Consider the following 14,070-nt stretch of genomic DNA (forward strand, 5'->3'; position numbering starts at 1 on the left):
CCCGGTGAGACGCACCGGCCCTCGCGCCGATTATTCCTCCAGGCCGCACCACCACCAGCACCTCGAGGAGTTCCTCTCGCTCTCCGGCACCCCCGCACCTTCATCGATTCGACCACGCTCAAGGTCACCGGTATAACCTGCGCGGACTGCCGACGCGCGGCCACCGAGCAGATCACCGCCGTCGACGAGGCGGGCTACGTCCTCGTCCCGTGACACCGTCCATCCCGCACGCCTGGAGGCCTGCCGTGTCCAGCACGTTTCCCGCTCACAGCGCCAACCCCGCGCACACCGAACCCCCGCAGCGTCGCACGTCGCCGCGCCTGTCCGCCACGCTACTGCTCGTGGGACAACTCCTGTACATTGTGGTCACCCAGTTCCACGCCGATGGGGACGCAAATAACCACCCCGCCGTGTTCGCCGAGTACGCCGACAGCGGGATCTGGACAGTCGTGCACCTCGGCCAGTTCGCGAGCATGGCGATCTTCCTCGCGGGGCTGCTCGCCCTGTTCTTCGCCCTGGACGTTCAGGCTGGAACGGCGAGATGGGCGGGTCGATTCGGTGCCGCTTCGGCGGTGACGACGCTGGCACTGTACGGCGTCCTCCAAGCGGTGGACGGGGTCGCCCTCAAGCAGGCCGTGAACGCGTGGGCGAGCGCCCCGGACGCCGAGAAGGCGGCGCGCTTCGCCAGCGCCGAGGCAATCCGCTGGCTTGAGTGGGGGGTGAGGAGCTACCAAAACTTCGCCCTGGGCCTTGCTTTGCTCCTGTTCGCGGTCGCGGTCGTGCGGACGGCTTGGGTTCCGCGCCCGATAGTCCACCTGATGGGGCTTTCCGGCATCACCTACCTGGTGCAGGGCTGGGCGGTCGGCTCCGCGGGTTTCTCGCGAACGGAGACGATCGCAATCGTGTCGGCCTTCGTCCTAGACGTGGCGTGGATGATCTGGCTGGTCGTGGTCGCCTGGCGGATGCAGGAGTCGCAGGCCCCGTCGTCTGGCTGATGAAGGTGTGGGCCGCGTGGCGCTGGTTTCCTTCGACATCGTCGGCGACCGCGCCGAGGCGAAGACGAGAGAGTGTCGGCCCCATCCAAGACGCCGTGCATGGCACCGCGGGCTGAGCCCACACCCTGCCTTCGTCCAGATGCGGACCGCGGTGGCCGTCCCACCTGGGCGGCCACCGCGACGATCGAAGGTCGGCGGCCGCCCATCCTCACTTCGCTCGCCGCCCCCAGCGGCAAGCCCGGCGCCACCGGCCACGGTTCCGGCGGGAGGGCCACTGACCTGGCCGGTCCCGGCGAAAAACCCGGCGATTTCCCCGGTGAGACGCACCCACCCTCGCGCCGACTCTTCTATCTGACCGGACCGCCAACACCTTGAGGAGGTCCCCTTGCTGTCCAGCACGCCCCGCACCTTCATCGGCGTGGCCACCTTCGAGGTCACCGGTTAAATCGATCAACTTTGCGTCGAGCTCAACGCGGCGCATCACGGAGACTCGAACGTCATGACCATCTTCAGCCCGTCGATGAACTCCTTCTCAGTGGGCGTCTTATCCCTAAAGATGGCGAAGTGTGCCGCTTCGTCGGCGCCCCGCTGGCGACGGAGCCGGGATATCGGCACAGCTGTGTGCCGCCCGGGCCAGAAGAGGTCTGAGCGAGCACCGAATAGACGCATTCTTCTGTTTGATCCCAAGACATCCGCTACGCACTGGTTGTGACGCTGACCGCGGCGCCCCAACAGCCTGACCTGACCAATACGCATATAGCCCTACAAGCACACAGAGCGTTACAGCACAGTCATGACCGTACGCCGCCGCTACCCCAGCGACCTGTCCGACGCCCGCTGGGAACTGATCGAACCGGTCCTGACCGCCTGGCGCGCCGAACGCCGCGCGCATGCCCTGGACATCGGCCGTCCACCCGAGCACGACCTGCGCACCATCATGGACGCGATCCTGTTCGTGGACCGCACCGGCGTCCCCTGGCGCTACCTGCCCCACGACTTTCTATCAGTTACGTGGAATCAGACGCCGTAGGAGCCATCTCGTATCCTGCGGCGTTCCCATGAGCTGAGGAGGCGTGTTGGGCAGCGCGGTGGTGCTGGAGGAGAAGTGGCCGGTCCTGGGCCGGCATGAGCGGGCAGCCGAGTGGCTGCGGGTGTGGACGGACCTCGGGAGGGCTCCGCGGACGATCGATGCGTACGCCCGGGGTCTGGCCGAGTACCTGCTGATCTGCGAGCGGGACGACGTCGACCCGGTGACGGCGGGCCGCCTGCACGTTGCCGCGTTCGTGAAGGACCTCTCCACGCGGCCGAGCCGCCGCGGAGCGAACGTGGTCGCGCTCGACTCGGGTGCAGGCCTGGCGAACGCGACCTTGCAGCAGCGGCTGGTGCCGGTGCGGTTGTTCTACGACTACCTGATCGAGGAAGGGCTGCGGGAGTCGAACCCGGTCGGGCGCGGCCGCTACACACCGGGCCGGAAGTTCGGCGGCCACGAGCGAGGGCTGGTCCCGCGGCTGGTGAAGCTGCCCTGGATCCCTGACGAGCAGCAGTGGCTCGACCTGCTGGACGTCGTGCGCCAAGAGCCGGCGCGGAACCGCGTGATGCTCGCCCTGGCCTACGACGCCGCGCTGAGGCGCGAGGAACTGTGCTCGCTACGCTTCGGATCAGGGCGGAGACGACGAAGACCCGCCGCGAACGCGTGGTCCCGTACTCCGCTCCGACCGGCGTGCTGCTGTCGGGCTACCTCGTCCATCGGGCCGCGATCAGCCGGGCCCGCGGCCCGCTGTTCCTGTCGGAGTCGCGCCGCAACTACGGGCAGCCGCTGAGCCTTTGGACCTGGTCGAAGGTGATCCGCCGCGTCGCCCTGGCCGCCGACCTGCCGCGCTTCTCCACCCACACCACCCGCCACCTCTGCCTGACCGACCTGGCCAGGATGGGCTGGGAACTGCACGCCATCGCGACCTTCGCCGGACACCGCCACACCGAGTCGACCATGACCTACATTCACCTGTCCGGACGCGACCTCGCAAAGAAGCTGAACCGCGGCATGCGGCAAATCCACTCCTGGCGCATCGACATGCTCACCCGAGCCGACCACACGGGCGGGGTGAACCGTTGACCGCGACGACCCCTGGGGTCTCCGGGGACAGCGGTGACAGCGCGGCCTGGGCTTGGCCACTCGACCTCACCCGCCACGACCGGCGTGCTCTGGTGACCGGCGGCGAGGCGAAGGTGCTTGGCACGCTGGAGATCGAGCAGGTCAGACGCCTGGGACTGACGCCGCAGGCGGCCCCGAGGCGGCTGGTCGAGCCGCTGGCTCACGCCCGGGACTGCCTACCGCGGACGGCCGCACCTACCCGGCCGAGCTGATCCGGGCCATCACGCTGACCTGGCTGTTCGCGGGACAACGCAGCGACGAGGTCGCCCGGCTCCGGGTCGGCTGCATCCGCTGGCAGCACGACGGCATGCCCATTCCCGGCGACTCCGGCGAGGTTCTGGCCCGCGACACGGTCTGCCTGCTCGACATCCCCACCCACAAGACCGGCACCGCGTTCACCAAGCCGGTCGACCCACTCCTGGGGCAGGCGATCGAGGCTTGGCGGGCGGTCCGCCCGGCCCAGCCCGCGATCCTCAACCCGAAGACCAACCAGCGCGTGGACTTCCTGTTCGCCTTCCGCGCCCGCCGGGTCTCCAAGCACTACATCAACGAGACGATCATCCCCATGCTCTGCCGCAAGGCCGGCGTCCCCACCTCCGACGCCCGCGGCAACATCACTAGCCACCGGGCCCGTTCCACCATCGCCAGCCAGCTCTACAACGCCAAGGAGCCCATGACCCTTTTCGAGCTCCAGGAATGGCTCGGACACCGGACACCCGAAGCTACCGCCCACTACGCGAAGATCACCCCGAACACGCTGGCCAGGGCCTACAACGACGCCGGCTACTTTGCCCGCAACGTCCGCACGATCGAAGTCCTCGTCGACCGCGACGCCGTCGCCTCCGGCGCCGCCGCGAACGGCGAGCCCTGGCAGTACTACGATCTCGGCCACGGCTGGTGCACCTACACCTTCTTCGAGCAGTGCCAACACCGCATGGCCTGCGCACGCTGCGACTTCTACACCCCGAAGTCCTCCAGCAAGGGCCAGCTCCTGGAGGCCAAGGAGAACCTGCAAAAGATGCTCGCCGCCATCCCCCTGACCGACGACGAACGCGCCGCCGTCGACGACGGGCAGGCGGCCCTCGATCAGCTACTGGAACGACTCACCGACGTCCCCACACCGGCCGGGCCCACCCCACGTCAGATCGACGTTCCCGCCACCGCGACCCTGCTGCCGATCGTGGACGTCAGACAGGGCAAACCAGGAGGAGCTTGACAAAGCTGATTCCATAGAACGCCCTGGGCCACCGTCTACGGCTACTTCGCCGCCTGGCGCGACGCGGGCATCTTCACCCGCCTGTCGGGCCTGCTGCACCGCCTGGCACGCGCGCAGGAGGGCCGCCAGCCCGAGCCATCAGCCTGTGTGCTGGACGCCCAGAGCGTCAAGACCTCCACAACGTCCCCGCCGCCGACCAGGGCATCGACGCCGCCAAAAAGATCGTCGGCCGCAAGCGCAGCATCGTCGTCGACACCCTCGGACTACTGCTGGCGGTACTGGTCACCGCCGCCTCCGTGCAGGACTCGGTCGCCGGCACCACGCTCATCGACCAGATCGCCACCGCCCACCCCACCGTCCGCAAGGCATGGGTGGACGGCGGCTACCGCCGGCACCTCGTTGAGCACGCCGCCGCCCTCGGCATCGACATGCACATCGTCCGCCGCGACCCCGCCACCAGAGGCTTCAGCCCGCTACCTCGCCGCTGGGTCGCCGAGCGGACCCTGGGCTGGCTCATGCTCCATCGCCGCCTGGTCCGCGACTACGAGACCCGGCCGGCCAGCTCCCGAGCAATGATTCACATCGCGATGATCGACCTCATGAGCCGCCGCCTCACCGGCGAATCCACACCAACCTGGCGCGGCACCTGACCCGGGATCAGACAGAAACCCCGGGATAAAACGCCCACTCACAGCTGGTCGTGGCATCGTGCATCCGCCCATGCCACGACCAAGGAGCCCACCTGGTGTCTGGCCTTCGCCTATCGCCATACCGAACACAGAGACGACCCGAGGATCAGGTGCCTTACCCCAATGCCGGCGGCCCGGTCGGGCGCCCCGGCCCCGCCGAGGCGCAACTCGACGGTGTCGACCGTATAGATGATCGATGCGCAACCGATGGTTGTGCGGGCCTGGTATCCCACCCCGACCGGCAGGTGGCCTCATGACGAACCGACGGCGACTTGACGACGCGGGAGAAGTAGAGCGTTCATCGGATGCGTCCCGGGCCACTGCCGGGAAAACGCGCCGGGCGCATCCCTCGCCGCGTATCGGTGGCGGCCCTGGCGGTGGCCCGGGGCGGTCCGCCGCCGCTTCCCCGGCGGCGGACCCGGTCGACCACCCCGGGCTGGGCGGGTCGGTCACCGGTCCTCCCCGCGTGGTCGTCGAGCTGGTGGTAGTCGACGGCGAGTTGGGCGAGCAACTGCATCGCCGGCAGGCGCAGGCGATCATGGAGGTGCTGACATGGTGGCAGGCCCAGCCCCGTTCCCGATCGATGCCATCACCACCGGGACACGAGGCGCCGCCACCCGGCTGACCGTCCGCCGTCCTGGCGGCACCGCTCTGCCACGCGGTCCGCTGCTGTGCGCCTTCTTGGGTCGTACCTCGACCGAGGACAAGCAAGATCCCACTCTGTCGATCCCTAGGCAGCTTCAGGCCAGCCGTGCCGCGCTCCCCGACCAGGCGATCATCGTGGCTCACTTCTACGACGTGGAAAGCGGCCGAAAGGACCTGGCCGCACGGGGACACGGCCGTGGGCATGAACGCTTTTCGATCCCGGTGCCGCGCGATGGCGGCGTCGCCGACCTGCTGGCCGAGGCCGCCCGCCCCGACCGCCGGTTCGACGCGGTGATCTGCGAGTCGATCGACCGGATCGCGCGGCGCACCTACATCGGCACCCAGATCGAAAACCAGCTGGAACAACTTGGCGTGGTGCTGTTCGCCGCCGATGAGCCGATCGTCTTGGACGGTGGCAAACGCTCCACTCAGATCCTCACCCGCCGCGTCAAGCAGGGTGTGGCCGAATGGTACGTGCTGGAGTTACTGGAGAAGTCCTGGGCGGGGTTTGAGACCCACACTGAGCAGGGCTTCAACATCGGCAAGCCGCCCTACGGCTACAGCGCTCACAAGATTCCTCACCCGGTGCCCGCCAAACGCGCCGAAGGGGCCACCAAGCACCGCCTGGTCCCCGACCCGGTCCGCGGGCCGGTGGTCACCCAGATCTTCTCCTGGCGGGTCGTCGAACGGCTGGCCTATGTCAAGATCGCTGAACGGCTCAACGCCGACCCCGATCGCTACCCGCCGCCCGAGCCGGTCGACCCCGCCCGCGCGCTCGGCCGCTGGTCGGCCAGCGCGGTGCGGGAGATCCTGATCAACCCCAAGTACACCGGCTACATGGTGTGGAACCGCCGCGCGACCAAGACCGCCTCCGGCAAGCACAACCCGCCCCAGGCGTGGGTGTGGTCCAGCCGGCCCACCCACGAACCCCTGGTCGGCAAGGAGATCTTCCTGGCCGCGCAGCAGGTCGCGCCCAGCCGGGAACGCTCCCGCAGCAGTGCCGGGGCCAACACCGCCCATCCGGCCACCCACCGCTCCTACCCGCTGCGCTCCTACATCATCTGCGCCGCCTGCGGTCGGCGGATGTTCGGCAAGACCAGAACCCCCTACACGTACTACACCTGCACCCCCGCCAAGAGCCATCGTCCCGCCGGGCATCCGCCCGCCGTCTACGTCCGGGAGGATGCGCTGCTGGCGGGCATCAGTGACTTTTTCGCCCAGCGTGTCTTCAACCCCGCCCGCACCGCCTACTTGTCCGCCGCGGCAGCGACCGTGCAGGCACAGGCCGAGACCGACCGTCAGGCACGCATCGCCGCGCTGAGCGCGAGCATCACCGACATCCAAACGCGCCGGGCCCGGCTGGTACGCAGCCTGGAACTCACCGACGACCTCACCGCTGAGCTGGTCCGTGACATCCAACTCCGCGCTGGCAAGCTGGCTGCCGACCAGGAGGAGAAGACCGCCGAGTTGGACAGGCTGCGGCGGGCCGAACCGGTACGGCAAAGCCCTGAGCTCCTTGATGCCCTGCCGACCGGCGCGCCCGATCTGACCATGCTGCCGGAGGAGATCTTGCGGCGGTTGTTTGAGGCGTTCCGGCTTCGAGTGGTCTATGACAAGGACACCAACATCGCCACCTGCACGATCACCATCGCCAGGGAATCACTTCACGCGGTCCAGCAGGCAGCCCAGCAAACGCTTAACGGCGGAAAAGAAGAGATGACAGCGGCCTTGGCGCAGTTGCCCTTCTGTGCAGTGCCCCCGGCGGGGTACTGCACAGATGGGCAACAACGTGACCTGCGATTCTCCCACCACGTGCTCGTGATCAACGACCACTTCCGGATTGTGGATAGGGCATAATTCCGAATTGGGGATGGCTTTGTCCCAGTCCTATGCTCATCCCTTGTTCACTGGCCTCCATTAGACGCAGAACGGAACCTCCGCAGAACTTTTACCTTGCCGTCCGTCTGGAAATCCCGGGTGCCGCGGACGGCGGACAGAGGGCTTCGGTCGGTATAGCGGGTCAGTGGTAGGTGACCTCCGCACTGTCACCTACTGCAGGCGGTCGAATAAAGAGGCGGGCAGGCACGTGCGGGAGCAATGATCGAAACCTATGGGACCGCCAACGAAAAGGTGACACCGAGGCGGTCAAGGTGATGGCCCCCTGCTGGCGCCGACCAGATGAGAGATTTCTTATCGCCTTGGGGCCAAGTCGCGAGCCCGGGATCTTTGGGCGATCCTCCGAGCCCCCGAGGCATCCATGCGCCACTGCGCGAATTTCTCGCTTACGTTATACATGGAGGCGACCTCCTGGTTGCTTCGCTCCCTGAAGGCAGCACGAATCGCGGCCTTCTTCGGAATGAGGAGCTCCCCTGCGAGGTAGGCCGCTTCCTTCTCGATCTGTGGATTCATTTTCCGGCATCCGTCGTCGGTCCACAGAATCCGATCAAATTCGTGTTCAAGGAGAAGGTGGCTCAGCTCGTGTGTGACGTTGGACCTGCGACGAACCACCTCATGGGCGGTGTTCTCCACAATGAATTTTGCCGTCCCGTGGGGTACCAGGGCGGCCGACCACACGTTTGGCCGCTTGGACAGGAAGTATTCGACAGCCTCTGGCGAGCATTCGTAGTCACTCAGGTCGTCGAGCCTATATGTCGGCACACCGTACTTGTCGCACAAAACATAGGGATCGAACGGGTCGTCAATCGAGAGCGTCAACTCATCGCGTACTTCGAGAGCGAGTGCCTCCATGACCTTTTGAGTCCAACGCTCTGCCACTATCACCTGGCCCGCAAGTCACGCTCTGCCGAGAAACGCCGCAGGGCGGCGCTGATGACCTCTTCCAGGTAGCGTACATCTTCCTCGCGCAGGTCCTTGCGGGCTCGCAGAAGCGGGGCGAGCTGGACCATAAGCTCCGGTTCCGCTCGGACTTCACCGTCGTCTTCGTCGATCATGAAGTCCTCGGCAGGAAGACCTAGCCAGCGAACCAGGGCGGCGAAGGCGTCAACGTCTGGGCGATAGTCGTTCGCGAGTCTGGTCATCGTCGAAGGGCTCACGCCCACCTCCCGCGCCAGCTGCCGCCAGGACAAGCCGCGCTCGCGACGAGCGGCGTCCAGGGTGGCGTACAGCTTGGGCACGTCGACCCGGGTCCTTGGCATGACGTCGTGCTCCCTTGTGTGCGTATGAGGACCTTTCTATCACTGTTCGACTTCTCAAACATACCTGCTAGGCTAGTGTTTGAGAGCTCGAACAGCGTTGGTATATCGCTACAGTCATGTAACCTCGATGGAGAGCGGAGATGATCACTTGAGCAGCGAGCTGCCGAACCTGGGTGCCGTCTTCTGGCCGGTGGGCACCGGAGACAGCACCACGATCGTCGTGTCGGACGAGATCATGATGCAGGTCGACCTGCATGACCTGGCTAAAGCCGATGACGACGACACCCATGAGGTGCCAATCGTGGACCTGCTGGCGGATGCGTTGCCCAGGGGGACGGATGGCAAGCCGTATCTGGCGGTTTTCGTGCTGACACACGCAGACAAGGACCACTGCAGCGGATTCAAAGAGCTGCTGGACCGGGTGACGATCGGGGAATTGTGGGCGACACCGCGCCTGTGGAGGGAGTTCGACGACCCGGATGCGCCGGAACTGTGTAAGGACGCGAAGGCGTTCCAGGAGGAGTCAATCCGCCGGGTTGAGGCGACGAAGAAGGCTGTGGCTAAGGGCAAAGATCCGGACAGTGGCGACCGTATCCTTGTCGTCGGCTATGACACCGATCATGATGAGCACGCCTACTCCGAGCTTCCCGACCGGTTTCTCGCGACACCGGGCGACAGCATCACCAAGCTCGATGGCGAGGATTTGCGGGGCCGTTTCGAGGCGTTCATCCATGCGCCGTTCAAGGACGACTGTGCCGAGGCCCGCAACGATACGTCGCTGTCGATGCAGATCACGCTGACCGAAGATGGTGGCCGAAACGGCAAGATGCTCCTGTTTGGCGACCTCGCGCACGACACCATCATGAAGATCTTCAACTACAGCGAGGCTAAGCAGCGGGAGAACTATCTTGAGTGGGACCTTCTGCTGGCACCGCACCACTGCTCCAAGAAGGTGATGTACGTCCGAGAGGACGGGAGGGACGTGCTGAAAAACGACGTGCTCGACGCGTTCGAGCGCCACGCGCGTGAGGGCGCGGTCATCGTGTCCAGCAGTTGCCCCATCCCGTCAAAGGACGTGGACGGAAACAACCCGCCACACCGTAAGGCGGCCGATCGCTACCGTGAGATCGTCGACTCGGGCAACTTCCTGTGCACAATGGAGTGGCCCAGCGAGGACGACCCATCGTCGATTGTGTTCGCTGTCGACTCCGCAGGCGGGCGCATAGTAAGCGATGACGCAGCTGAGCTGTCGGCCAAGGCCGCTGTTATGGAGGCCGTGGCGAAGCGACACCGCAGCCTTGTGGCGGTAGCTGCCGCGGCGTCGAGCGCTGGCCGACTCGCGGCTGAGAAGGTTGGCGGAGGTTCCGCTGGCACTGATGTGCAGTCCGGCCCGGAGCGTGTCCGGGACGCGGTCGCCGCGAGTCGCGGGACGAAGAACGCCCCGGCGACCACTGTCGGGTTCGGCAGTGACTGACGGCCTTGACCTTGCTGAGCGGCAGTTGAGGGAACTCGCCGCCGTCAGCGGTGGCTCGGTCGAGATCTTGGACATTCAGGACGTTGAACGAGGCCGCTGGTTCACGATCTCCCTGGACACGAGTGGCATCTCAGCCAGGGGTGCTGCCATTCGAGTCCGCGACCGGGAGCGGTTCCGCATCCTCGTTGGAACTAAATACCCTTACCGACCTCCGCTTGTTCAGGTCGTCCATCGCCGATGGGCGGGCACAGCGCACGTGCAGTGGGGCAACCAGCTATGCCTGTACGCTGCACCCTCGGTGGAGTGGGTGCCTTCTGACGGGTTAAACGGCTTCATCGAGAGGCTCTCTACCTGGGTTGTGCGCGCCGCGGAGGGCACCCTTGACCCGCACGGACAGCCGTTGCATCCGCCGGTCGCCTACCCAACTGCCGGTATGGGCACACTGGTCGTGCACGCTGATATCGGTGACCGCGCTCCATGGTCACCGGGGAGGCGAATCAATTCCGGTGAGCCGAGCCCGCCGCGGGCCACGTCAATGGTCGCCTGGTGCACGGTTGATGGCGAGCGCCTTGACGTCCTGGAGTGGAGTGACTGGCTCACCACATACAACCGAGTGCTGGAAGACGGGTTCGATCCGTTCGCCGGCGGCCGCCCGCTGGTAGTGATGCCCGCGCTGCTTATCAGCAATGAACTTGGATTCGAGTACCCGGAGAAGGCCTGGGATCTGGTCATGGCGCTGGAGGCGGCTGGCTTCTCGCTTGATGACGTTCTTGTAGAACTCGCCAATGCGGTGATCGTCAACAGGTATCTGAGAACCAGCCAGACCAGCGATCTGGACGCTGTCCGAGCACGAGGCGAGGTCGACGCGAGTGACAGGCCCCCGCCGCTCACGGGTCTCTTGATCGGAACTCCCTCCCGGCGAATCGACGATGTGCGGCTGACCCATCTGGCGGGGTGGCGGATCGAGGAAACCGGACGAATCCTGGCCAGCGCGTATGCCGACTTTCGGCGAAAGCCGGAGAAGGAAGAGGTACTCAAGAAGGTAGGTGAGCTCACCCGAGAATGGCTGCAGGAAGCAGACGTGCTGTGGATGCGCATTCTGGAAAACCGGCCGGAAGTCACACGACGCCGCGATAAGGGCACACCGTTGACGTGGTTGGCTGGGAAGCGTATCCTAGTTCTCGGATGCGGCGCGCTAGGCGCTCCGGTCGCCGAACATTGTGCGCGAGCTGGTGTGGCGGCACTCTCCATCGTCGACAGCGGACTTGTCACACCCGGAATCCTGGTTCGCCAGCCCTACAACGATGCGGAAATCGGCCGGCCAAAGGCTACGGTCCTGGCTGAGCGGCTCAGCAGGGTCCGGGCAGGATTCCAAGTCGAGGGCCGACACGGAGACGCGCTGGACGTCTTCTTACAGCCGAACCATGGCATCAATTCGTTCGACTTAGTCATTGACGCGACCGCGGATGCGGGTATCCGCTCGGCCATCGAGAACAAGCGGCGGGTGGACGAGGGGCCGTGGCCGACCGTGGTCACGATGATCATTGGCCACGACGCGACCCGTGGTCTGGTGACAGTCAGCACGCCGGAGTCGACCGGTGCCGGTGCCAGTGCCTTGCGACAAGTGGCTCTGCATGCGTTTGCGAACCCGCGGGAGTGGGCGGATATTGCCAACGATTTCTTCCCGGAGAAGCCGCGGACGGATATGTTCTTCCCCGAACCAGGCTGCTCGGCGCCGACGTTCATCGGGGGCTCTGCGCAGACCACGGCGCTGGCAGCGCTCATGCTGAACGAGGCCCTGGGCATGCTAGGGAGTAACAGTGCTTCCTATTCCAATACGGGAGTGACTGTATACGCGTCGGCGGTCCGGATCGGCGGTGCGGTGACTGGCTCTGGCATATCTCGAGTAGCTTGGGGTCCGGACACGGTCGTGGTAGATGACACCTTCGATTACGAAGTCAGGCTAAGTCCGGCTGCCGTTATTGATATGCGGACAGAGGTGCGTCGCGGAGCACGTGTGAGGGGACCACGGATTGAGACCGGCGGCATGCTACTGGGAGCGGTCGACGAGGCCGCCGGCGTAATCTATGTCGATCGGGTTACCGGTCCGCCGCCCGACAGTTTTCTTTCCGAGAGCTACTTTCAGCACGGCCAGGTGGGAGTGCAAGAAATCATCGAAGTCCACCAGGCGAGTTCGCGAGCAATGACCGGATTCGTTGGCTATTGGCATACGCATCCCGGAGGACGAGCGGCGCCAAGTCCGACTGACGAAGAAGGGATGGCGTCCATCCTGGCGCCCGACGGTCGCCGACAGCGTGCTCTCATGGTCATCGTGGGAGGCCCCAGTGCTGAGTGGGACCGGTGGGTTTCGGGCGAGGGGCCACTACCGGCGGCGTTCGCACGCTTGGTTCTGCCCAGTGACGAGCCCACTAGTGGCGGTATGAGCGGTGGATTCCGTGCGACTGTATTCGGCCTTGGCGCTCTTCGTGCTCTTCATGACCGAGGCATCCTGCGCGATGTCACGGTCGTCTCCGGTATCAGCGGCGGCAGCCTTCTGGCCGCGATGTGGGCGTATGGCCCGGAGAGCTTCGCCGCCTTCGAAACCAGCGTGACCGAGTTGGTCGCGGCTGGTCTTCAATTGGAACTCGTCCGGCGTGCGTTCGCGCCGCGCGCCGTCCTAGCCAACAGCGTCAGCCTCGTCAGGGCTGTTGCTGGGAAGCCGTTTGGCGGGCAACGGTTGAGCACGCGCACCGAGGCCCTGGTTCGGGCTATCGCCGCCCGGCCGTTCGGGCAGCGTCAACTCGACGAAGTCACTCATCCCGGACTCACGACCGTTATCTCGGCCACCGATCTCGCGACGGGCAATGCTGTTAGATTCGGTAGTGAAGTGAGCTCACTATCCTCGATTGGTGATATAGCAGACTCGGTCACGGTGGCCGATGCGGTTGCCGCGTCGGCCGCATTTCCGGCCCTGCTTCCGCAGCTGAACCGCACATACGAATTCATTAAGCATGACGGGGTTCGGGAGCGTAGGACGCTGTTGATGACCGACGGAGGCGTCTATGACAATCTTGGACTCACTCCGTTACTTCCGGGGCGTTCGGCCGCACACACCAGCCACGTCTACGATCTCGATTACATCATTGCAGTGGACGCAGGGCAGGGTCGACCAGTCCGCACAGCGCCGAATTTTATGCTTGGTCGCCTCAAGCGAAGCTTCGAGATCGCCTATAGCAGAGCGCAGGATGGGTCGAGGGCGCGGCTCAATCAGGCTGCCGAATCAGGTGCCATTCGTGGCTTTATTCACCCGTACTTGGCTACCCGAGACGGCCGTCTCCCGTTTCCGTTAGCTGACCTCGTCCCCCGGGAGGCAGTCGTCGAATACCCGACGAATTTTGCTCGCATGACAGCAGAAAACCTGCATCTGATCGCAACCCGCGGAGAACAGCTCACGCGTATCCTTATCGAACACTACTGCCCTCAGCTGGGAGCGAATGCAGTGCGGCAGTGATGACAGTGATCCCTCAAACGTTGAGGCGATCGGGTGTCGACAGGCGAGCTGCGCGGCAGGAGGCCTTCCGTAACGCGGCTTTCTCCATTTACCGGGGCGGCGATCTAGTGTTAGATCACATCGTACTCTGCAATGTTCGGCGCGGCGTAGTACGGTAGCCGAAAATTGTGATCTTTGTGGACCTATCCTCCTTCGGTTGACCGACGGTTAGATCGACCATTCCATGCAAATCG

Annotated in this window: 11 protein-coding genes; 9 read left to right on the forward strand and 2 right to left on the reverse strand. The window is 65.2% G+C overall.

Annotated elements, in window-relative coordinates; translation table 11 throughout:
* The first annotated feature begins 245 nt into the window (after positions 1-245).
* The 7 genes from AB0K60_RS30510 to AB0K60_RS30540 all read left to right on the forward strand — a co-directional run bounded on the left by AB0K60_RS30510 (position 246) and on the right by AB0K60_RS30540 (position 7,554).
* Complete coding sequence (locus AB0K60_RS30510; RefSeq protein ID WP_364062837.1) at positions 246-995, forward strand: DUF4386 family protein; 750 nt, start codon at positions 246-248, stop codon at positions 993-995.
* A 793-nt stretch (positions 996-1,788) separates the two neighbouring features.
* Complete coding sequence (locus AB0K60_RS30515) at positions 1,789-2,025, forward strand: transposase (RefSeq protein WP_364062840.1); 237 nt, start codon at positions 1,789-1,791, stop codon at positions 2,023-2,025.
* Between the two features lie 663 nt (positions 2,026-2,688).
* Positions 2,689-3,108 carry a site-specific integrase gene (locus AB0K60_RS30520; protein ID WP_364062977.1) on the forward strand — a complete coding sequence of 140 codons (420 nt, stop codon included), beginning with the start codon at positions 2,689-2,691 and terminating at the stop codon, positions 3,106-3,108.
* Positions 3,105-3,359: a hypothetical protein gene (locus AB0K60_RS30525; protein ID WP_364062992.1), complete on the forward strand. Its 255-nt coding sequence runs from the start codon at positions 3,105-3,107 to the stop codon at positions 3,357-3,359. The genes AB0K60_RS30520 and AB0K60_RS30525 overlap by 4 nt, the downstream gene beginning before the upstream one ends.
* A 14-nt stretch (positions 3,360-3,373) precedes the next feature.
* Positions 3,374-4,363: a tyrosine-type recombinase/integrase gene (locus AB0K60_RS30530; protein WP_364062980.1), complete on the forward strand. Its 990-nt coding sequence runs from the start codon at positions 3,374-3,376 to the stop codon at positions 4,361-4,363.
* Positions 4,364-4,566: 203 nt separating this feature from the next.
* Positions 4,567-5,013, forward strand: a complete 447-nt coding sequence (locus AB0K60_RS30535) for a transposase (RefSeq protein WP_364062983.1) — start codon at positions 4,567-4,569, stop codon at positions 5,011-5,013.
* Positions 5,014-5,604: 591 nt separating this feature from the next.
* On the forward strand, positions 5,605-7,554 hold the full coding sequence (locus AB0K60_RS30540) for a recombinase family protein (RefSeq protein ID WP_364062843.1): 1,950 nt from the start codon (positions 5,605-5,607) through the stop codon (positions 7,552-7,554).
* Between the two features lie 333 nt (positions 7,555-7,887).
* Here AB0K60_RS30540 and AB0K60_RS30545 read toward each other — a convergent pair whose 3' ends face one another.
* On the reverse strand, positions 7,888-8,445 hold the full coding sequence (locus AB0K60_RS30545) for an ImmA/IrrE family metallo-endopeptidase (RefSeq protein ID WP_364062846.1): 558 nt from the start codon (positions 8,443-8,445) through the stop codon (positions 7,888-7,890).
* Between the two features lie 29 nt (positions 8,446-8,474).
* Positions 8,475-8,831 (reverse strand): helix-turn-helix transcriptional regulator, encoded by a 357-nt coding sequence (locus AB0K60_RS30550; protein ID WP_364062849.1) that lies wholly within the window; start codon positions 8,829-8,831, stop codon positions 8,475-8,477.
* A 169-nt stretch (positions 8,832-9,000) separates the two neighbouring features.
* On the opposite strand from AB0K60_RS30550, the gene AB0K60_RS30555 reads away from it, so the two are divergent.
* Positions 9,001-10,326, forward strand: coding sequence for a hypothetical protein (locus tag AB0K60_RS30555; protein WP_364062852.1), 1,326 nt, complete (start codon positions 9,001-9,003; stop codon positions 10,324-10,326).
* Positions 10,319-13,837: a ThiF family adenylyltransferase gene (locus AB0K60_RS30560; RefSeq protein WP_364062855.1), complete on the forward strand. Its 3,519-nt coding sequence runs from the start codon at positions 10,319-10,321 to the stop codon at positions 13,835-13,837. Before AB0K60_RS30555 ends, AB0K60_RS30560 begins: the two co-directional genes overlap by 8 nt.
* Positions 13,838-14,070 lie beyond the last annotated feature (233 nt).

The sequence above is a fragment of the Thermopolyspora sp. NPDC052614 genome, assembly GCF_040678635.1.
GTDB lineage: Bacteria > Actinomycetota > Actinomycetes > Streptosporangiales > Streptosporangiaceae > Thermopolyspora.